Genomic DNA, 21183 nt, shown 5'->3' on the forward strand with positions numbered 1-21183 from the left:
CGGGCGACGCAGCGGCCGTGGTCCGGCGTCCAGCCGCCGTCGCGCTCGCTCCGCCGCGGCCGGCGGACCGGCCGCCTCGTGCCTCAGCGCAGCTTCTTGACGAAGGCGGCGACCGCGTCGACCTCTTCGGGCTTCAGCTTGGCGGCGAAGGCCTTCATCATCGTGCCCGGGATGCCGACCTTGATCGCCCGGGCGACCGAGGCCTTGCCGTGCTTCTTCTGCCAGTTCTTGTCGGTCATGTCCGGGATGCCCTTGCTCTTGAGCCCCGGCTTGCCCTTGCCGCTGACGTCGTGGCAGGCGGCGCAGTGCTTGACGTAGAGGCCGCGGGCGTCAATCGCCTTGGCCGGCTTGGGCTTGGCGGCGGCCGGCGCGGCGGGCGGCGCGGGCGTGCCGGCGGGCGGGGCGTCGTCGAGGACCACGTCGGGCTCGGCGGCGGGCGGCGGGTTGTCCGAAGGGGCAGGCTTGCTGTCCGAAGGGGCAGGCTTGCTGTCCTCGGGGACAGGCGGCGCGCTGGCCACGGCGACGGCGGCCTGGACCTCGGCGCCGACGGCCGCGCCGAGCGTGGCGGGCGCGGTGGCGACCTCGTGCGGCACGTACTTGCGGATCATGAAGGCGTAGCAGAGGTCGAGCTCGCCGGACGGCGCGGCCATGCCGTTGTCGGCGACCATGCGCTCGATGACCTCCTTGACCTCGCGGGCGGAGGCGGGCGGCTTCTTGTCGACCTCGGCCAGCTCGTGGCACTCGCTGCAGCGGGTCTCGAACGCCTTCTGCGCCACGGCGGCGTCGTAGCTGGGCGGCGGGGCGGCGGGGTCGACCGGGGCGATGGCCTGCTGCTGCTTCAGCTTCTGCTCGCGCTGCTGCCGGGCCGAGCGCTGGAGGTCGCCGGTGATGGCGACGAGGTAGGCGGTGACGTCGTAGAGCTCGCGCTCGGTCAGCGGGTCCTCGAAGGTCGGCTTGTCGGCCATGCGCTCGACGGTGCGCCACCAGCCGGCCGGCGCGCGCGGCTGGACGAGGACGGTCTTGAGGTCGTGGCAGACGACGCACTTGGTGGCGAGGATCTCCCGCCCGTGGCGCAGCGCCTCGACGGTGGTGAGGTCGGCCAGCGGGGCGTCCGCGGGCATCTCGGCCAGCGGCAACAGGCGGGCCACGCGGGCCCGGTTCTCGACGCTGTAGACGCCGCCGCCGACCTGGCCGCGCGCCAGGCCGAACTCCCGCAGGGCGCTCGGGACCGACAGGCCGAGCAGCAGCACCGAGCAGCCGAGCACCACGGTCGCCAGCGGCGGGACCCAGTCCTTCATGTGGCGGAACACGCGGTAGAACGCGAGCTCGACCAGGAGCAGGACGCCGATCAAAAACCCGAGAGTGACGTGGACGGCCGAGCGCGGCGGCAGCTCGACCTGGTAGTTCCACAGCCGCGGGACCATGACGCTCATCATCACCACGTAGAGGGCGACGAAGACGACCTTGAAGATGTCGTGCAGGCGCACCAGGTGCTTCGGGGCCTGGGACATGCCGTCCTGATGCCCGTCAGGCCAGCCCCACAGCTTGAACATCAGGAAGACGGACACGAAGCCCGAGATCAGGAACAAGAGTCCGAGGGTGACGCTCGCTGCGATTTCCATGGCCGTCCTGGCGCACTCGACCGTATCGCAACTCGCGCGGGCCAGCCAGAGCGCGGTTGACCCGCGGGTGCGGTGTCGGTACACCCGGTCGGGTGGCGGAAGGCCCCACGCCGTCTCGCGCCGACCCCGCGGCCGCGCTGCCACGCGTCGAGCTGCTGGCCGAATTGCCCGACATCACGGTCACGCGACACGTGTGTCGCGCGGGGCCCCGCGATCGCCCGTTCCCGGAGCAGCATCGGCAGGCGTCCCTGGCGGTCGTGCTCGCCGGCAGCTTCTGTTACCGCTGCCGCGATCGCACCCACGCGCTGGTGGCCGGCTCGGTGATGCTCGGCGAGGTCGACGAGGCGTTCGTGTGTTCGCACGAACACGGGGTCGGCGACGTGTGCCTGTGCGTCAATCTGAGGCCGTCTCTGCTGGAAGCGGCGGCCTCGACCTCGGCGGCCCCGGGCCGGCTGTTCGCGGCCCCGGCGCTGGCCCCGCGCCCGCGGATCTCCGCGCTCGCGCGGGCCCTCGCCGGCGCGGCCGACTCGCGTGACGAGGCCCGCGCGCCCGAGGTCGAGGCGCTGGCCCTGGCGCTCACCGCCGAGGTGTTCGGCGAGCTGGCCCTTCAGACAGGTTCGCGCCGGGCCCCGCAGCCCCGCCCGAGCGCGAGCGACCGCGGCCGCGCCGTCGCCGGGGCGCAGTACATCGCCGCCCGCGCGAGCGAGCCGCTGCTGCTCAAGGACGTCGCGGACCACGTCGGCCTGAGCCCGTTCCACTTCCTGCGGCTGTTCCGCGCGGTGTTCGGGGTGACGCCGCACCAGTACCTCGTGCAGACCCGCGTCGAGCGGGCCGCGGCCCGCCTGTGCGAGAGCGAGGTGCCGGTGACGGAGCTGGCGTTCGAGGTCGGCTTCGGCGACCTGTCGAACTTCGTGCGCACGTTCCACCGCCTGGTCGGGCTGTCGCCCGGCCGCTGGCGCCGGCAGCACCACAATCGCAAGATTCGCCAAGTGTGACGCGACGTCCGGGGCTACACCCCGGCCCATGCTCGACCACCTGAGTCTCATCGTCCGCGATCTGCCTCGCAGCACCCGCTTCTACGCGGCCGCCCTGGCCCCGCTCGGCGCCGTGGTGTGCCACGAGGACGCCTCCACGACCGGCCTCGGCCGGCCCGACGCGCCGCAGCTGTGGCTGGCCGCCGCCCCCGAGGTCCAGCCGATCCACCTGGCCTTCCGCGCCGAGAACCGCGAGCAGGTGCGCCAGTTCCACGCCGCGGCGCTGGCCGCCGGGGCCCGCGACAACGGCGGGCCGGGGCCGCGGGTGCACTACCACCCGAACTACTACGCGGCGTTCGTCCTCGACCCCGACGGCCACAACATCGAGGCGGTCTGCCACACGCCCGAGTGAGCGGGAGGCTCGCTTGCTCCGCGGGCGGTCGGCGTCGGCGCCCGGGCTCGACCGCAGCGGGCTTGAGAGCCTGTCCTTTCGGACAGGAGCGAAGCCGCGGGCACGGGGCTGCGGAGATCACCGCAGCCGACGCACCGCCCGCGTGCCTGGCTCGGGGCAGCCTGCACCTTCGAGCATGTCCGAAAGGACATGTTACGAGGTGATGGCGGCGTCGGGACCCGAGAGCGACGAGCGCCGCCCGGGGTCCGGGCGGCGCTCGGGCTGGCGCGCGTGGCAGGAGTCGAACCTGCGACCTTTGGCTTCGGAGGCCAACGCTCTATCCAACTGAGCTACACACGCAAGTTGGGGACGGGATCTCTACCCCAGGAGGGGACGGCTTGCAAGCCCCTCGCCGGGTGCGCGTGCGCCGGGTCCACGCCGGCCCCACCCGCAGCCGCGGCCTTGGGCCCCGGCTTCGGGGTGGTACACTGGTCGTCGATGCGCCCCGCGTTCGCGCTGCTCCTCCCGCTCGCCGTGTTCGGCTCCACCCTCCTGGAGGGCCTCGACCGGGCCTTCGGCGGCCTCGACCGTCTGCGGGAGATCTTCCGCCGCGCCCAGGAGCTGCTGGTGCTCGGCGGGGTGGCGCTGGCGCTGCTCGGCAGCCTGGTGTTCATCGCCTCGTGGGCCCTGTCGCACGCCCGCCGCGCGAGCGACCACTCCCGGCCGTGGCTGTCGCGCGCGGTCCTCGCACTGGCCTACGTCCCCATGCTCCTCACGGTCGTCGCCGCCGCCGGCCTGTTCGTCCCCGGCCTGGCCCCGTTCATCCTCAAGTCGTTCGCCCTCGCAGTGGCGATCGCCGCGGTGGTCTGGTGCCTCGCCCTCGGCCTGCTGATCGCCGGCGGCTCCCGCCGCGATCTCAGCCGCGGCCGCCGGGCGATCATCCTCGCCGGCACGCCGTGGTACTGCCTCGTGGTCTACATGGCCACGTTCCTGTGAGGCGGTGAGGCCGGTGTAGACGAGCCGCACTTCAGCTTCGAGCTGAAGGAGAGACTCGTCGGTCGGCCCGAGCTCCTCGCTACTCTCCGCGATCCACCCCAGGGCCGTCTCCCGGCGGATCGCGCGCTGGTGTTCGGTCAGGACTGCCGCGAGATCGTCCATGCGAACTCGCGGAGCAGCACCTTCCGCGGCCCGGCGGACCTCCGGCTCGTGGAGAATCCCTCGATCCAGATCGGGATCCGGGCCACCGAGCACGGCGGCTTTCTCGACAGCAGCGAGACGGCCGACAGCTCGCGTGGCTACACGTTCGACGCGAAGGTCGGACAGTGAATCCCGTCCTCGGGGGCAGTTTCCTGGACGCTCGGAGCGGGAATTTGCCCGCGACCCTGAACTACCCGGTGGATCTCTTGTGAATGGGAGGAGCGGGCGGCGCCTGCGAGCATTCGCGCGACGCCTGGCGCGTACGCGAGTGCTGCGGAGCGGCCCGTGAATCGCAGCGGATGCACCGTTGACGACGACTCCCGGGTCGGCTCCCGTCGCGGGCACGAATCAGTCGGTGACGCAGCGCGTGTCGAGGTCCGTGTCATCGCGCTCGTCGCACGTCGACCTCAAGCACGCCTCGCGGGCCCGTTTTTTGATGACGTGGTGCCTGTCAAGTCCATGATGGGCACGATTCGCACGATGCCCGAGTCAGGGCCGGAATCCGCGATCGCGTGCCGCGAGACCGGCTCGCTCGAGGCGGGCGTTGGCGTCGCCTGCACGTGACCTCGGGTCAGGCGCGTCTTTGCGTTCGCGCCCTCGTCGACCTCGACGCGCAATCGTGCCCGGGGGTGCCCCGGAGAGCCCGAGCCCGATCGCTGCGCGAATCGACCATCGTCGGAATGACGAGTTCGCCTCGCGCCGCGATCGAGCCGCGAATGAACGACGGTCGCGGCCGCAGCGCGGCGCGCTTTCATGGCCGTGTTCGTGACGCCGATCAAGCGGCTCTGGCGCCCGCTGGGGTCCGTTCGGAGGTTGGCTAGGCTTCGTGACTGGATTCGATCAGTCGGCTGTGCGTCGCGCCTGAACCGCGGCTGTTCTTCAACATTCGGGCAATTCGGAGAAATGTCATGGGAAGCAATGGTAAAGGTCATCGGTCGAATGAGTGGTTCCCGCTCGAGCGGACGGTGGAGGGTGTCCGGGCCGAGGCCCACGTGGTGCTCGACCCCGACACCGACACATACTTCCTGGTCGTCCGCGGCCTGATGGCCAGGGCGGACATCGAGGTGAGGCTCGACCCCGTGGTGTACGTTCAGAGGCCTGTCTATTGGCAATTCCGTGTGCTCGGTCGCTACGTGGGCACCGGGATCCAGATCCCTGTGCTCTACGGGGCGATCCGGTCGCTCGAGGGCCGGCTGGGCACGGAGGGGGTGGAGGCCGAGTGGGCCGACAGCAGCGAGAGGATCGTGTTCCCACCGACGGCGCCCCAGGTGAAGGGCTGATCGCCCGACGAAGCGGTCGTCCTCGGGGTCGTGGCGCACCTGTCTCTTGCGAGCGCCGGCGAGCCGCGACCCACAGAAGCGACCGCGTCGCTGTCCAGCGCCGAAGTCGCCCTGGCCCCCGACGTCCGTGATCGACGGTTCGACCCACAAGACCACGGCCACCTTCAATTCCAGCGCCTACGGCCCCAGCATCAATGTAAGCCTGAACCAGATGAACGTCGGGGAATACTTCCACAACAAATTGCATGTCTTCGATCCGAGCAGCAACATCGGCGCGGGCCCCTACGAAACCGCGACCGACAGCACGAATGGGCGAACTACACCGCCAACCTGAACGACGGCACAGTGAGCGTGCTGCAAGCCGGCTCGCCGACGCAGCTGGACGAGGCGCGGCGCGACCCGTTGCAGCGGCGGGTGGCGCCGGCCCGCTTCTCCGATCGCGGTCGCAGGGTGCGCGACGTCATACCCTGGCCGGGGGGAGTCGCGGCGAAGCGACGGGCGTGCAGACCGAGCGTCGCGGGACCACGTCGACGGTGCCTCCCCTGTCCGTGCCGCAGCGTCGCGACACCAGCCGGCTCACCCTCCCAATCCCCTCTGCGAGCGACTATAGTCGTTCGCAGGGGACTTATGCGCGATGAGCAGGATTTTCTCCGCAAGATCGAGGACGTGGCCGGCGCGCTCCGGCAAGCCCGGGAGCGCGGCGATTCGGCCTCGATCCTGATGGGCGCCGGGGTCTCCGTGTCGGCGGGCATCCCCCTCGCGCAAGGGTTTGTGGAGGCGGTAAAGCGTGACGATCCAGCGGCCTATGCGCGGGCGCTCGAGAAGACCTATCCCCACGTGATGGCCGCCCTCGACGTCGGTCCGCGCCACGACCTCATCGCTCGATACGTCGAGCGCGCGCGGCTCAATTGGGCGCATGTCCTGCTCGGCGTGCTCGTACAGCGAGGCTATATCGGACGGATCCTGACCACCAATTTCGACAATTTGGCCCTGCGTTGCACCGGCCTCTACGGCGTGTACCCTGCGGTTTACGACGTTACCGCGCTGGCGAAGTTCGACGCCAGCCTGATCCGCGACCCCGCGATCCTGTTCCTCCACGGTCAGCACCGCGGGTTCGTGCAACTCCACGCCCGCGACGACGTCACCAGCAATGCGCGGCGCCTGCAGCCGATCTTCGCCGATGCGACCGTGCGTCGACCGTGGATCGTGCTCGGTTACAGCGGCGACAACGATCCTGTGTTCGAGTGCCTGAGCCGGGTCAAGGTCTTTCCGTACGGCCTCTATTGGATCGGCTACCGCGAATCGCCACCCGGGGCAGCGGTGACGAGCAAGCTGCTGGGCAAGAAGCGCCAGGCGTTCCACGTCGCCGGTTATGACGCGGACACCTTCATGATCGCCTTGTTTCGCGCGCTCGAGCTCGAGCTGCCGTCCTTGCTGAAGGATCCGTTCACGCACACCCTCGAGGTGCTCGACCAGTTCGCGCCGTTCCCCACCGACCTCGGCGGCGAGGACTTTACCGTCCCGGCCCGCAGCCTGTGCCAAAACGCCAGGCGCGTGCTGATCGATGGCGGCATTCCCGAGCCGAGACGCGATGCGGACGTGGAGCTGGCGCGCCTGGTGATGCAGGGCCACCTGTTCCGCGGCGATTACGACGCGGTGATCGCCCACGGGGGCGAACAGGTGCCGCCTCCATTGCATCGTCTGGTGGCGATCGCCCTCGGCGTGCGGGCCGATTCGGCGCACGAACGCGTGCGCAAGGCGGTCCACGAGCTTCAGGATCCGCTACCGTGCTTGACTGCTGCGCTGGCCGATCTCGATCGAGCGATCACGCTGGCGCCCGATCTCGCGGAGCTCCACTGCGAGCGCGGGGCGGTGCGATGGACCGCCTTCGAGGCGTTCACTGGTGAGGCCGCAGAGGACCTCGCCGCACGCGCGCGGGTCGATCTCGAGCACGCGCTGCGACTCGAGCCCGATCTGCTCGCCGCGCTGTACAACGCGGCCTACGGCGAAGCGCTCGTGGCCCAGCGGCAGACGGGCGAGGCCTGCACAGCAGGCCTCGAACGCGCCCGCGAGGGGTTCCGTAAGGCGCTCGAACGCGACCCGGACCACGTACCGTCGCTGGTCAACGCGGCACGCGTGCTGTTCGCGCTGGCCTCTGCGGGTGAACCGGCGAGCGCGGCAGAAGCTGCGGCGTTACTGCAGCGCGCCGAGCAGATCGAGCCGCGGAACTACGAGCTTCGGCTGACCGCGCTCTCGCACTCGCTCCGCGAGGGGATCGCGGAGTGGAGCGTTTTCCAGGCCGAGTTGCCCGTCCTTGTCGAGCGCGCCGAGTCCATGTGTGCGACGAACCCGAGCGACGTGCGGGGTCGGTTCCTGCTCGGATTGCTGCAGGCCTTTGACGCATCATTGAGCGAGACGCCCGAAGCCCGTGCTCAATTCGATGCGGGCTGGCGCGCCTACACCGAGACCCGCGACGCACCGCAGTGGGCCCGCCTCGCCGGAGGTCTGCGCTTCGACGTTCTTCGCCAGGCCATGGCCTGCGTGCTCAGCATGGAGGCCTGCAACCGCGGTGAGGAGGCGGGCGCCGCGTACTACCAGCTCGCCGACGAGGAGTTCGCGGCTGCCGCCATGCTGCCCGGCAACGCCGCCGCGACATTGCAACAATGGGGGCCGATGTTGACTCTGCGAGCAGACGCGACTGAGGGCCGACTGCGACTGCAACTGCTCGACCGGGCCGACGAGAAATTCGCGGCGGCCCTGGCCGCCGCCCCCGATGATCCGGAGGCGCTGCTCGAATGGTCCGCCGCCAAGGTCGCGCGGATCGAAGCGAACGACGGTGCTGCCGCAGCCAGCTATGCCGCTGCGCTCGATCTGCTTCGCCGCGCCGAAGCCATCGAGCCGGGCGCCAGCATCCACGTCGGTTGGGCCAAAGCGTGCGAGGCCTACGCGGAGACGTTCGTCGATGATCCTGGGCGGAAGATTACAATCCTGCGGGAAGCCTCCGACCGCTACGAGCGCGCCCTCGCTGAAGCAAGCGACAACGGCGAGTATTGGTTCGATTGGGCCGGCTGCGCGCACGAACTGGCCGAGAGCTTCATCGAGGTCGGTGCGCCCGACGAGGTCCGCCGCTACTACCGAACTGCCCTCAACGCGTGCGCGCGAGCGGCAGAGCTCGAGGTGCATGCCGATATCTTGGGCACGCAGACCATGCTGCTGGGCAGCATGGCCGAATTCGAGGAGACCTGGGGCGATCTCGGCGCGGCCGCGATGCTCCGACAGCAAGCGGAGGCGCTGGTGGAGGCGGCGCTCCGGCGCGAACCGACCAACCGCGACCTCCTCGAGTACGCGCTCGAGATCTACGACGAGAACAAGAACGCCGTCGCCTTTGCGGCGCTCGTGCGCAAGCTGGCGCGCCTGGACCCCCCGTTCCCTCGGTCCGCACTGACGGCGGACGACTATGAGCTCCTGGAAGACCCAAGCCCGGAGATCCGCGAGGCCTTGGCTCGACTCGCGCCGTAGCCGCTTATCCCGCTTGAGTCCGCGCCTGCTCGGCGTAGAAGCGACGTCGGCGCGAGCTGCCCTCGGGGTCGTTCGTCGGGCTGGTGATGAGGCCGCGCGAGCTGACCCGCGGTCGCGCGCGAGGTCGCTCCGGCGCCGACGTCTCCTCGCGGGCGCGCTCGAGTCCAAATTCGGACCACCCGGTGTCCACGTGTCGCCATCCCGGCGCGGCCGAGTCCGCTAGTCTGGCGGGCGATGGACGGACGACGCGTAGTGTTCCTGGGTGCGATCTTGCTGATTGGTTGCGACGCGCGGGGCGAGGGCCGGACCACGGCTGCGCCCGAGGCGGCGGCGCCGGTGGCGGCGGCGCCGGAGGTTGCACCGACGCCGGCTGCGGCGGCGGCGACGGCCGCGAGCGCGGGGGAGCTCGACCCGAGCCGCGGGGCGCAGATCGGCGCGGTCTACGAGGCCTATCTGACCCCGCACCAGGAGGGTGACGAGGAGGAGAACACGCCGGCGACCACGCCCAAGCAGTTCCGCTCGAGCACGCCGTCGCAGAGCCGGGCCGCGCGCGAGGCCGCGGGGCACCGCGCGCACGGGCAGGTCCGCTTCAGCAACGATTTCAGCCGCGCGTTCATCGACGTCAAGATCGAGGGCATCGATCCGAAGACGATCAACATGTTCCACATCCATTGCGGCAAGCCCGGCATCCTCGGCCCGATCCTCGTCGACTTCGCCCACGCGACCGACCTGCAGAGCAACCTGGCCGACAGCGTGTTCTCGGTGGAGATCCGCAACGAGCACCTGGTCCAGACCGTCGAGCACGCGCACGGCCTGGTCGGCGCGTTCACCTCCGGCTGCGTGATCCCGAGCCCGTCGCTCGGCAGCGTCGCGCCGGTCAAGGTGTCGACGGTGGCCGGCATGGCCCAATTGGCCCGCGACGGCGAGCTGTACTTCAATCTGCACACCACCGGGCAGACCTACTTCGGCGACATCCGCGGGCAGCTCCACCCGGCCGCGCCGCGCTGAATGTCGCGTGCACTCGGGGCGTCGCGCGCCGGGGTGGCGAGCGGCGAGCTTTCGCCGGCGACGTGGTCGATCGATACGCGCGCTCGACCCACCGATGCACGCGAGCGTGATGCCCTCGGCGAGCTTTCGCCGGCGACGTGGTCGATCGATACGCGCGCTCGACCCACCGATGCACTCGAGCGTGATGCCCTCGGCGAGCTTTCGCCGGCGACGGGTCGATCGATACGCGCGCTCGACCCACCGCGACGGTCACGGCTCGGCTCGCAGAGAGCGAGCCCAGCCGGCGAGGTCGCCGAGCGTGCTCTCGAGCAGCGCCGGCGCAGCGCCGATCCGCCGCAGCTGCACTGCGAGCAGCTCCTTGGCGCGGCGCAGGCGGGTCCGCACCGTGCCCTCCGGCTCGCCGAGGAGCTCCCCGATCGCTCCGGCGGTCATCTCCTCCCAGAAGGACAGCTCGAGCACCACCTGGAATTGCAGGGGCAGCCGGCGCAGGCCGGCCAGCAGCAGGCGATGCTCGGCCCGGCGCGCGACCGCGGTGCTCGGCCCCGGGCCGAGGTCGTGGACGCTGACCTCCTCGACGTCGACCGGCCGACGCGCCCGCTCGGCGTACAGCTTTTGCAACTTGTGATAGGCGATCCCGAGCAGGTAGCCGCGCAGGCTGCCCTCGCCGCGGAAGCGCGCGGGCGCCTCCAGGCACGCGACGAAGGTCGACTGGACGAGATCGTCGACCTCGTCCTCGGACCAGACCTTGGCGCGGACGAACCGCGCGACCGCCCGGAAGTGGCGATCGAACAGCTCCGCGCCGGCGCGGCGCTCGCCCGCCTGCCAGGCCGCGAGCAGCTCGCCGTCGCCGCGGCCTTTCACGGCAGGGCCTCCGCGCAGGCCTCGGCGAGGCCGAGCGAGCAGGCCCGCGCGCGCATGGCCTTCGGACCGTCCGGATCGAGCAAGGCGGCCTGCTCACACAGCCAGGCGTAGCCGCGCGCGCAGCCGGCCTCGGCCAGGGCCCGCCGACGCGCCTTGGAGGCCGGGGTGCCGGCGATCCCGGCCTCGAGGTCCATGTACTCGCCGACGATCAGCGCGTGCTTGCAGCAGTCGGAGTCGCCGGCGAGACAGGCCCGCGTCTGCGCCTCGGTGCCCGTCTCGTCGCACGAGGCGATCGGCTCGCAGCCGTCCGGACCGCCGTTGCGGGTGCCCTCGGGGCACGGCGTGGCGGTCGCTCGCGCCCGGCAGAACTGCCGCTCGAGGCAGGTGAGCGCGTGCGCCTGACGGTCGTCGAGGGGGCTCCGTCGAGTCGAAGACAGCATCTTGCACGCGGCGGTCTCGCCGGCGCGCAACAGCAGCGCGATGGCCTCGATCCGGGCGTCGAGGTACGGCGCGCTGTCCGTCGGGTGCGCCTTCATCCGCGCACGCGCGGCCGCGTTGGCGGCGGTCAGGGCGTCCCGATCGCCCATGAACGGCAGCCGCGGGACGCACACCGCCGGCGCCGCCGCCCACAACCGCTCCACGAGGGTGGTTCGATCTGTCGATTGGGACATGTCCTCATGCACATGCTCTTGAGATCTCGTGGCAGCGCTCGCCAGCGCGGCAGCGACGGCCGCGGCGGTCAGCACGGCTGCCGCCGCCCATCGCCCGGTGCGCGGCCGCAGGAGCCGTTCGAGCGCGACGATCAGCGCGGTCATGTCGGGGAAGCGGCGCGCCGGCTCGCGCTCCAGCCCGCGCGCGAGCAGGGCGCGCAGCGAGGCGGGCAGCCAGCCCGGCGCCGCGCGGACGTCCCCGGCGAGGACCGACCGCCGCAGGCTCGCCGCGTCGGCGCCGACGAACGGCCGCGCCCCGCAGACCGCCTCGTACAGCGCGACGCACAGCGCGAATTGATCGGCGCGGGCGTCGACCGGCTCGCCGGCGAATTGCTCGGGGGCCATGTACGCCGGGGTGCCGGCGAGCTCCCCCGCGCGGGTCCACAGCGACGACTCGATGTCCTCCGTGACCGCGAGCTCGGCGACCTCCGCGTCGATCGGGCTGGCGATCCCGAAGTCGGCCACCCGGACCCGGTCGTCGCTCCCGACGAGCACGTTGTCGGGTTTGAAGTCGCGGTGGACCAGCCCCGCCGCGTGGACCGCCCGCAGCCCGCGCGCGACCTCGAGGAAGCGCTTCAGCACCGGCCGCAGGTCGGGGCCGCCGCGGTCGACGGGGGCGAGGCCCGGCAGCGCGCGACGCCACGCCGGGGGCGGACGCACGGGGTGGCGCGCGAGCCACCGCGTCAGGGTCTCGCCGTCGACGTACTCCATCACCACGAAGAGTTGGCCGTCGTGTTCGCCGATCTCGTGCACCGAGACCACGTTCGGGTGGGTGAGCCGCGCGAGCGCCCGCGCCTCGCTGCGGATCCGCCCGGCCGCACCGCGCAGCTCGGGGTGCATCAACTTGATCGCGACCCGACGCTCGAGCGCGGGATCGTAAGCCCGGTAGACGACCCCCATCCCGCCGGCGCCCAACCTCCTGTCGAGCCGGTACTCGCCGATCCGCGGCGGCTCCGCGTCGTCGAGGTCGCCGAACAGCCGCGCCTTCACCCGCCGCTGCAGCAGCCGATCGGCGAGCTCGATGTCCGCGTGGTCCATCTTGGCGGAGGGCCCGCGCCGCGGCAGGAGGGCGACGTGGGGGGCGGGAGAGGGCATGACGATACTCCACGGCGACGAGCCGCACTCCCTGGGTCCCGCGAGGCCGGCGGATCAATTGGATCTTTTTCGCGCGGGCGGGGCCGGTCCGGCCGGCGCACGAAAATCCAATTGATCCGCCGCGTCGCCGGACGAAGCGGGTACGAACCCGTCCGGGCCCGACCCGGCGCTGGAGGATCCTCATGACACACCCGCTCGCCCCCGTTCTGACTTCGCCGTCGCCGCGCCGGCCGACCCCCGCCCACGGCTCTGCTCGCTGCTCCTGGCGAGTGCTCTGGACGACCGTCGCCGTCGGGACGGCCGTCCTCGCCTCCTCGTCGCAGGCCCGGAGCGAGCCGCCCGCTTCCTCGTCTGCCGCGGTGCTCGCTCCCTCGCCGATCCCGCCGACGAAGTGCGAGCCGCTGCCGCCGTTCGCCGGCAGCAAGCAAGACCTCCAGGCCGCGGCCGAGGCGCTGGTCGCCCGCGGCAAGCAGCTGCCGCACGGCGGACGCGAGCGGCTCGACATCAAGATCGAGGTGATGACCCTGTTCGCCCGCGCCGGGGACCTCGACATGTGCAAGCTGCTGCGTCAGACCCGCGACACGAGCTCGCTGTCGGCGAAGCAGCAGGGCGCGATCGGCTGCGTGCAGCAGCAATTCTGTCAGCCGATGCCGCTGCCGAGGGGCTGTCCGGCCGGGATGCGCAACGATGGGCCCGAGGGCTGCGCGCCGACAGGGACCTGCTCCGCCGCCGCCGTCGGGGCCCAGGTGGCCGCCTGCAACGCGGGCGAGACCGTCTGCTGCGCCCCCGCGCTGCTCATGCTGGAGGTCGCCGATGCGCAGGCGGGCCTGCCCACCCCCGAATCGCTGGCCAAGCGGCGCGCTCTGGCGAAGCTCGGGTGCGACCGCGGCCACGCGGAGCTGTGCGTGGAGGCTGCAGCGCTCGGGGTCGGGACGCTCGACTCGCAGCGCAAGCGGGCTTGCACGCTCGGGCACGTGGCGTCCTGCAAGCCGCCCGGAGAGGCGAAGTGACGTCGATGTCGAGGAGCTCCGCGCGCGACTTTTTGATGAAATCGGACGTGGAGCTCGGACGCGTCGAGTGACAGTGACACGCCGTCAGCGGCGGCCGCGTGAGGGCGCGGTGCTGCGAATGACAAGCGGTCGCTCGCCTGCCGAGCGCGTGCGCCTGATTGTTCACAGGCGCGCCGTGAAATGTTCGTAGGCGCGGCGCAGGTCGGACTCGCGGTCGCGGCGGTCGAACGGCGGGACGTACGGGCCCTGGGCGTCGCGGGCCCACGGGGGCAGGGCGTCGCCGGCGCGGGCGTCGGCGATCTGCGGCCATCGCCGGCGGTCGACGCCGAGGTCGGCCAAGAGGACGTTGTCGGAGAACACGACCTTGCCGCGGCGGTCGTACCAGGTGGCGCGCTCGTTCTGCTGCAGTACCGCGAATTGCAGGCGGTAGATCGACAGCAGCTCGGCGAGCGAGAGGCCGAGGGCCAGCGCGGCCAGGACGTCGAGCTCGACCAGCGCCTGCCGGCGCGCGAACGGGGTCCGCAGCGGGGTGTCCGGGGTCCACCGCGGACCTAACCCGGTGAATGTGGGCAGTCGCGGATCGACGGCGGCGAAGCGGTCGCGGCGGAACTCCTCGCAAAACAGGTCGCGCCACAGGCGGGCGTAATGCTCGGTGAGGCAATTGAGCAGCAAGGCGCGCAGGACGATCGCGGCGCGGCCGGCGTCGGGTAAGGGCAGGTGCTTGACGACGTCGTTGCTGAGGTTCGACTTGCCGGTGATCTTGAGCCAGAAGTCGTAGGGCAGCGAGGCGGTGAGGCCGGCGAGGTGGATCATGGTGGCGTCGTCGCTACAGGCGAGGCTGACGCTGGCGCCGATGTGGGCCGGCCCGGGCGGGAGGACGGCGGCGATGAGGGTCCGCTCGCCCGAGGGCGACAGCATCTTGCGGGCGATCCACCGGTGGCGCGCCGCCAGCGGGGCGTCGCGCCAGCGCGGGCTGCGAGCGGCGTACACGTCGGCGCTGCAGGCCGGGAGGTAGTTGGTGCGCGGGAGGTAGTCGGAGGCGATCGCGGTGAGGTCGATCGTCGTGTAGTCCATGTGGCTGCGGCAGGCCTCGTTGGGATCGCGGGCGAACGGGGTGGCGACGTAGTAATGCGGACCGGAGACGATCCACTGCGCGAGGTCGTCGGGCCTGCGGGTGAGGCGGCGGATCGTGCCGTCCTGCTGCTGATAGGTCTCGTGAAAGTGCTCGCTGACGGTGTATTCGTCGGCGAGGTCGAGCATGCGCCGCGGAGCGGCGGCGAACTTGCGCAGGATCGACAGCAGCGCGGCGCCGTGGACGATCGGCAGGCGTGCCTCGGCGAGCGGGGTGTCGGGGGCGTCGAACACCGCGCGGAACACGGCGAGCGCGTCGGCGTCGACGCGGACGAGGCGATCGCGGTGGCCGCGGAGGTCCCACTCGCCGTCGTCGCCCTTGATCCCGGGGACCTCGCCGCTGCCGTCGTGGGCGAGGCACTCGTCGAGGGTCCGCGGGTGGAGCAGGTTGGCGACGTAGCGGAAGTCGGGAGCATCCCGCCGCTCGCCGCAGATCGTGAAGGCGTACGGGCGGGTGTGCAGGACCTCCGGGAACAGCATCAGCTTGTTCTGGAAGCGGGCGGCGAAGCGCAGGCGGTGGTGCAGCTCGGCGCGCAGCGGGCCGCCGGCGGGGTCGTCGAACACACCTGTCTGATGGAACAGGCCGACGACGGCGCGCGGCCCGGCGAGCGACCAGGCGCGGACGAGGAACGCCTTGTAAAGATTGGAGGCGGTGCCGCCGAGGAGCGGGTAGAGCCGGCGATTGTTGAGAAAATTGCGGGTGCCGATATTGGTGGTCAGCTCGCGCCAGTAGAGGCGGCGCGCGGCGGGGTCGGCCAGGAGGCGCCGGCGCACCTCCGGGGTGACCGCTGCGGCCGATTTGTCGAGGCCGAGGCGCGGCTGCAGGTCGGAGAGGACGCTGGCCTCCTCCCACACGACCTTGGTCCACGGAGGGTTGCCGAGGACGATGTCCATGCCGCCGGCGGCGAAGACCTCGGGGAACGCGACCTCCCAGTGGAAGAAGCGCTGCTCGCGGGCGACGCCTCGCACGACTGCCAGCGCGGGGCGATCGGTGTCGGCGTCGAGGTCGCCCGAGGTGAGCAGATGCTCGACGTCGGCGAGCCACTGGGCGCGGGTCGGCAATGCATCGACATGGTCGATGGGCCAGAACCACAGGGCGCACCAGGCATCCATGATCGCGGCGAGCTTGCGCCCGGGGGCGTCGGCGCGGGCGAGCGCGCGGGCGGACGATTCGTATGTGTCGACGGACTCGAGCGGGGCTTCCGGTTGGCCCCACACCGAGAGCGGCGGACGCAGCGCCGATCGTCGCTCGGCGAGGTGGGCGCACCACAGGGCGTCGACGCGGGCGCAGATCGCCGCCAGGCGCGGGAGCTCGGACGCGAGGTCGACCGCGAGCATTTGCCTGCGCCACGCCTTGATCCGCGTGACAACCTCCGGCGCGAGCGAGCGGAGCGGCTTGTCGTCGTCGAAGCCGACCATGCCCGCGTCGGGGAGCAGGAAGTGATAGATGTCGTGCTCGCGGCGCTCGCTCGCCCACGAGAGCGCGGTCGGCTCGGCCTCGTCGATGCGGCCGCGCGCGTCGACGGCGAACACGGCCCGGCGGGCGCCGATCAGGCTGTTGCCGACGGCGATCCGCAGGGCGAAGGACGGGGCGGTGGCGCCGGCGTGGAGGACGTTCAGCCACAGCGAGACCTTGCCGAGCTCGGCGGCCAGCGGGTTGAGGTCGACGCCGTGACAGTTGTGGACCGCGAGGCGGTACTTCACGCGCTGGCGCTCGTGGGCGTAGTGCTCGGCGGCGATCGTGCGGCCGAGCTCGGCCTGCTTGCGCGCGAGGTAGGCGTCGGCCAGCTGATCGATGGCCTCGTTGAGGAAGGCGCCGGAGCCCATCGCCGGCTCGCAGATCTTCCACTCGAGGATCTCGTCGGCGCTGGTCCCGTGCAGGCGTTCGGCCAGGGTGTGGCGAGTCAGGCAGCGGGTCAGGACCTCGGGCGTATAATAAGAGGCGCTCTTCTCGCGCTCGCGGCCGGCCAGGCGATAGAGGAACTTGCCGCGCGGGTGGAGCACGGGCTGGCCGTGCTCGTCGCGCACGAGCTCGTCCCGGGAATAGGCGGACAGCTGAGAGCGCGCGACGAACCAGGTGCGCGCGTCGTCGTCGGCGAGGTCGGCGGCGGCGCGGATCTCGAGCACGTCCTCGCGGGCGAAGAAGCCGGTGAAGCTGAGCAGGCCCTCGTAGACCGCGCCGAGCTGGTTGATGCCGAGCTGGGCGTAGGAGATCCGTCCGGGCCTCTGCTTGCCCTGCGGGCGCGACAGGGACAATCGCCGCAGGACGTCCTGCAAGACGTGATTGCGCAGACGGGCGCTCGCCAGCAACGGGGTGCGGGCGTCGTCGAACAGCTCGCCGTGGAGACCGGAGAGGACGAAGCCGGCGGCGCCGTCGTGAGGCCGTGCGGGAGCGGTGGGATAGCCGCGCTGGATCAGGCGAAACAGGGCCCTCAGCGACGCATCGAAGTAGTAACCGTCGCGGGCGGCCGGCGAGTCCAGGGGCACGAGCTCGAGGTCGCGCAGGGCCTCGAGCGAGTAGCCGCGGCGATAGGCGTCGGTGTGCATCGGCACGATCCGCAGCTCGGAGCCGCGGGCCTCGACGTAGAACAGGAACAGCAGGCGGTAGAGGTAGACCACGCATTCGCGCGCCAGGCGGTCGGCGAACCCGGGCTGCTCGACGAGCGACGGCGCGGCGCCGCTGTGAAAATGGACGACCTCGTTGGCGAGCTGCTCGATCGCCTCGCGGGCGCCGCGCTTGAGGTCGGTCGAGACCGCGAAGGCGTGCCGGTGCGAATGGTCGTCGAGGTGGTCGAGGCGACAGGTGGCGCCGTCGGGCCGGAGGGCGTCCGCGTGCAGCAGGGCGGCGGCGAGCTGCAGGGCCCGTCGATCGCCGCGGCGGAACAGCTCGACCAAATCGAAGCGCAGGTGCTTGCCGGCGAAGTACTTGTCGCGGTCGATGAGGAAGACGTCGGTGCCGGCGAGGAAGAGGAGCCAGCGCGGGGCGTCCTCGGCGCGGAGGAGCGGGCCGTCGAACAGGTCGCGCCAGCTGCGATCGACGGTCGCGCCCGCGCGAGAGGCCTCGGGGTATTGCTCGACTCGAGGATGTTCTCCGAATGGGTCGGCGCGATCACGGTCCGGCGGGAACGGGGCCTCGACGAGCCACAGGTACGGGCGATGGCGGTGATCGATCGTGGCGACGGTCGGGAGCAGGAGGTCGCGGCCGAGGGCGGTCGCTGCCGGAGCAGGGGTGTAGCCGAGAGCGGCGAGCAGGCGCGCGTGGAACTCCTGGGCCTGCTGCAGGCGCCGCGCGCCGCGGTGCTCGCCGGCCCGGTGATAGGATTTGAAGAAGTCGCCGGCGAGGGCCGCGAGGCGGCGATGGGGGGCGTGGGCTTCGTCGGGCCAGGCGTCGATGGCGGGCTGGAGGTCGGCGGCGAGGACGACGTCGACGTAGTGCTGCGAATAGAACTCGCCGACGTTGTGGATGCCGGCCAGCTCGAGGCTCATGCGCTCGCTCCCTCCGGCCCGATCAGGACTGCGGCGATCCGGACGTGGGGCACCGGCGAGACGGCGAGGCTGTCGGCGAGCCAGCGGCGGCGAGCGGCGAGCTCGGCGTCGAGCTCGAGCAGCTGGCGGGCGGAGCGCGTGGACCGGACGCGCGCGGCCCAATCCTCGAGGCGCCGCTGCTCGGGCGCGAGCGCGGCGGCTCGCTCGCGCAGGCGGGCCTGGCACAGCTGCCGGACGTGGCGCCGCGCGGCGGCGACGGCGGGCTCGCGCAGGGGGAGCAATGTCTTCATGGACATGTCGGATGGAGCATGCTCATTGAAGCATGTCCCATGGATCATGTCCTGAAGTGGAGCGATGGTCGGGGGGCCGCCGGCCGCGAACAGCACTGCGGACCAGTCGACGACGAGCGGGCGGCCGTGGCCGTCGACGGCGATCGACTGAGTCACGAAGGCGACCTGTGCGGGCAGGCCGCGGGTGACGCGGAGGACGGGGGCGCACTGGCGAGGGAGGCCGGCGAGGAGGCGCTCGACGAGCCAGTCGAACACGGGGTGCAGCTCCCACGCCAGAGAGCGGTCGGGCCAGCCGTCTCCGCGCTCGCGGGCCTCGGCGAGGGCCCGCTGGACCGCGCGGGGCTCCGCGGACAGGCGCAGGGCGGCGGCCTGGGCCTCGGGCGGCAGCAGCTCGAGGCGGCGCGCGAGGTCGGCGGACGGGACGACGCGCAGGAGCGCCTGCGAACCATCGTAGTCGGGCAGGGGGACTTCCGGATCGGCGCGGTGCAGCTCGGCGAAGGCTTTGCGGGCGAACGCGTCGTCGGTGAACAGCGACAGGGGCTCGGCTCGCACCGCGCGAGCGGCGGGACGAGCGGCCGGGAGCGCATCCTTCACGGCGTCGGGGACGATCTTCTCACAAGATTCGCCGGCGGCGATGCCCTCGGCGATCCGGCGCGCCTCGGCGGTGGGGTCGAACAGGCCCATGAGCCAGCGGACGTCGCCGAGGTTGTCGTGGGCGGCGCGCTCCTTGTCGACGAGGCGCCCCAGCACCCGCAGGTCGCCGCGCAGGCGGGCGTCGCCGGGGACGGTGAGCAGATAATCGAGGCGCGGCGGGTGACGCTGGCCGAAGCGATCGATCCGCCCGTTGCGCTGCTCGAGGGTGATCAGCGACCACGGCAGATCGAAGTGGATCAAATGGTGGCACACGTAATGGAGGTTGAGGCCCTCGCTGGCGGCGTCGGAGGCGAGCAAGAGCTGCAGGGGGCCGCGCTCGCCGGCGAATGCGTGCACCAGCGCCTCCTGGCTCGATTCGTCGAGCGCGCCGTGGAACACGCCGACGGCCGCGGGCTCGAGGCCCAGGGCGGCGGGCAGGAAGATCGCGAGCTGCTCGAGGGTGTCGATGCGCTCGGAGAAGACGACGACGCGGCGATCGCCGAGGTCGCGCAGCAGCTCGAGGAGGCGCTGCAGCTTGCCGAATCGGGCCGGGGTGACGGCGGCGGCGAGGCGGTCGAGGTCGTCGAGGATGTGGCGGTCGTGCGCGGCGGCGGGGTCGTCGGCGAGGACGCGGGGGTGGCCGCGTCGCTCGGCCAGGCTGGCGCGCAGGGCCGCGGGCGAGGAGAGGAAGGCCTTGAGCAGGAGGGTGCGCAGGAGGACGCCGCGGTCGTCGCCGTCGACGGTGCGGAACTCGGCGGCCGCGAGCGCGGCGAACACCGCGTCCTCGGCGGGGCCGGCGGCGATCGAGTGCAGGGCGAGCGAGCGCTCGGGGAAGGCGCCGCGGACCTCGTGGGCGACGTCCTTCTTGAATCGGCGGACGTACAGTCGGGCGATGTCGTCACGGGTGTAATGATAGGAGTCGGCGATCGCGGTCGGGTCGAGGAGGTCGACGAGGCTGGCGAAGCTCTCGGGGCGGCCGTCGTGCGGGGTGGCGGAGGTGAGGACGAGGGCGTCGCAGGTGCGCGCGAGGCGGGCGGCCAGGCGGGACCGGCGCGAGCGCTCGCCGCGGGCGGCGCTGCGGTCGGCGACGTGCTGACATTCGTCGATGACGACGACGTCCCAGCGGCACTGCTCGAGGTCGCGGCGGTACTTCTCGTCCTGCTTGAGGGTGTCGATCGAGACGATGACGCGGTCCAGGCGATCGAGCGGGTTCATGCCGGCGGGGAGCGAGCGGTGGATCCGCTGCAGACCGCCGGCATCGAGGCGCACGAGCGGGATGGCGAAGCGGGCCCACAGCTCGGCCTGGAACTGGGCGAGGACGCTGCGCAGGGTGACGACGAGGATCCGCCGACCGCGGCCGCGGCGGATCAGCTCGGCGAGCAGGACGCCGACCTCGACGGTCTTGCCGAGGCCGACGCCGTCGGCGACGAGCAAGCGCGGGCGCGGCTGGGCCAGGGCGAGGGCGGCCGGCTCGAGCTGGTATTCGGCGAGGTCCATGGCGCCGCGGTGGCCGAGGTACAGCCGCGCGTCGGTCGGCGGGCTCCGCCGCAGCAGGGCCTCGAGCTGCAGGCGGCCGCGGCGACAATGCGGGGTGTCGTCGAAGACGAGCTCGGTGTCCTCGGGCCGCAGGGTCTCGATCGCGTCGAGGTCGTCGAGGAACATCGCCTCGCGGTCGCGCACGAGCGGCGAGAGGCCGACGACGTGCAGCTCGGCGGCCCCGCCGGCGGTGATCCGGACGCCGCGCACCAGCCATTCCTCGTCGCGGATCAGGACGCGCGCGCCGACGACGTGGGTGCGAGGCTCGGTCATGCGATCGATCGCGCGAAGCGCAGGGTAGCGAGGATGAATCGACGGTCCAAGCCGCGCATGCTGCGCTCGGGCGAAAACGCGCTCATGGCCGCGACAACTCTACACATTCGCGGGCCGGCGTGCGGACGGCCGTGAATCGGCGGCGCGCGGAGTTGCGCGGCGTGGCG

At 71.8% G+C, this 21183-nt stretch carries 14 protein-coding genes and 1 tRNA gene; 9 read left to right on the forward strand and 6 right to left on the reverse strand.

Translation table 11 applies throughout. From position 1 onward, the window contains the following. Positions 1-83: 83 nt before the first annotated feature. Positions 84-1622, reverse strand: coding sequence for a c-type cytochrome (locus tag O0S08_RS04340; RefSeq protein ID WP_269037700.1), 1539 nt, complete (start codon positions 1620-1622; stop codon positions 84-86). Positions 1623-1714: 92 nt separating this feature from the next. Between O0S08_RS04340 and O0S08_RS04345 the strand changes: the two genes are divergently transcribed. Next, positions 1715-2617: a helix-turn-helix transcriptional regulator gene (locus O0S08_RS04345; protein WP_269037701.1), complete on the forward strand. Its 903-nt coding sequence runs from the start codon at positions 1715-1717 to the stop codon at positions 2615-2617. Between the two features lie 28 nt (positions 2618-2645). Further along, the gene (locus tag O0S08_RS04350) at positions 2646-3008 is read left to right on the forward strand and encodes a VOC family protein (protein WP_269037702.1); all 363 of its coding nucleotides are present in this window, start codon (positions 2646-2648) and stop codon (positions 3006-3008) included. Positions 3009-3270: 262 nt separating this feature from the next. Here the strand turns inward: O0S08_RS04350 and O0S08_RS04355 are convergent. Beyond that, positions 3271-3347: transfer RNA gene (locus O0S08_RS04355), tRNA-Arg, on the reverse strand. 138 nt (positions 3348-3485) lie between these two features. Here O0S08_RS04355 and O0S08_RS04360 point away from each other — a divergent pair. The 6 genes from O0S08_RS04360 (at position 3486) to O0S08_RS04385 (ending at position 9991) form a co-directional block, all read left to right on the forward strand. Then, on the forward strand, positions 3486-3983 hold the full coding sequence (locus O0S08_RS04360) for a hypothetical protein (protein WP_269037703.1): 498 nt from the start codon (positions 3486-3488) through the stop codon (positions 3981-3983). Between the two features lie 486 nt (positions 3984-4469). After that, the gene (locus O0S08_RS04365) at positions 4470-4748 is read left to right on the forward strand and encodes a hypothetical protein (protein WP_269037704.1); all 279 of its coding nucleotides are present in this window, start codon (positions 4470-4472) and stop codon (positions 4746-4748) included. Positions 4749-5149: 401 nt separating this feature from the next. Then, positions 5150-5464 carry a hypothetical protein gene (locus O0S08_RS04370; protein WP_269037705.1) on the forward strand — a complete coding sequence of 105 codons (315 nt, stop codon included), beginning with the start codon at positions 5150-5152 and terminating at the stop codon, positions 5462-5464. 127 nt (positions 5465-5591) lie between these two features. Further along, positions 5592-5798, forward strand: coding sequence for a hypothetical protein (locus O0S08_RS04375; protein WP_269037706.1), 207 nt, complete (start codon positions 5592-5594; stop codon positions 5796-5798). A gap of 293 nt (positions 5799-6091) precedes the next feature. Then, a complete protein-coding gene (locus O0S08_RS04380) occupies positions 6092-8983 on the forward strand; it encodes an SIR2 family protein (RefSeq protein WP_269037707.1) in 2892 nt (963 codons plus the stop codon). Between the two features lie 234 nt (positions 8984-9217). Beyond that, a complete protein-coding gene (locus O0S08_RS04385; protein WP_269037708.1) occupies positions 9218-9991 on the forward strand; it encodes a CHRD domain-containing protein in 774 nt (257 codons plus the stop codon). Positions 9992-10240: 249 nt separating this feature from the next. On the opposite strand, the gene O0S08_RS04390 is transcribed toward O0S08_RS04385, so the two are convergent. After that, positions 10241-10852, reverse strand: a complete 612-nt coding sequence (locus tag O0S08_RS04390; RefSeq protein WP_269037709.1) for an RNA polymerase sigma factor — start codon at positions 10850-10852, stop codon at positions 10241-10243. Beyond that, positions 10849-12657, reverse strand: a complete 1809-nt coding sequence (locus tag O0S08_RS04395) for a serine/threonine-protein kinase (protein ID WP_269037710.1) — start codon at positions 12655-12657, stop codon at positions 10849-10851. Before O0S08_RS04395 ends, O0S08_RS04390 begins: the two co-directional genes overlap by 4 nt. 269 nt (positions 12658-12926) lie before the next feature. Between O0S08_RS04395 and O0S08_RS04400 the strand changes: the two genes are divergently transcribed. Beyond that, complete coding sequence (locus O0S08_RS04400; protein WP_269037711.1) at positions 12927-13667, forward strand: hypothetical protein; 741 nt, start codon at positions 12927-12929, stop codon at positions 13665-13667. A gap of 162 nt (positions 13668-13829) precedes the next feature. Here O0S08_RS04400 and O0S08_RS04405 read toward each other — a convergent pair whose 3' ends face one another. Both O0S08_RS04405 and O0S08_RS04410 read right to left on the reverse strand, forming a co-directional pair. Next, on the reverse strand, positions 13830-18284 hold the full coding sequence (locus O0S08_RS04405) for an Eco57I restriction-modification methylase domain-containing protein (RefSeq protein WP_269037712.1): 4455 nt from the start codon (positions 18282-18284) through the stop codon (positions 13830-13832). Then, positions 18281-21016 (reverse strand): DEAD/DEAH box helicase, encoded by a 2736-nt coding sequence (locus O0S08_RS04410; RefSeq protein ID WP_269037713.1) that lies wholly within the window; start codon positions 21014-21016, stop codon positions 18281-18283. The genes O0S08_RS04405 and O0S08_RS04410 overlap by 4 nt, the downstream gene beginning before the upstream one ends. Between the last annotated feature and the right edge of the window lie 167 nt (positions 21017-21183).

The sequence above is a fragment of the Nannocystis punicea genome (assembly GCF_026965555.1).
Classification (GTDB): Bacteria; Myxococcota_A; Polyangia; order Nannocystales; family Nannocystaceae; genus Nannocystis; species Nannocystis punicea.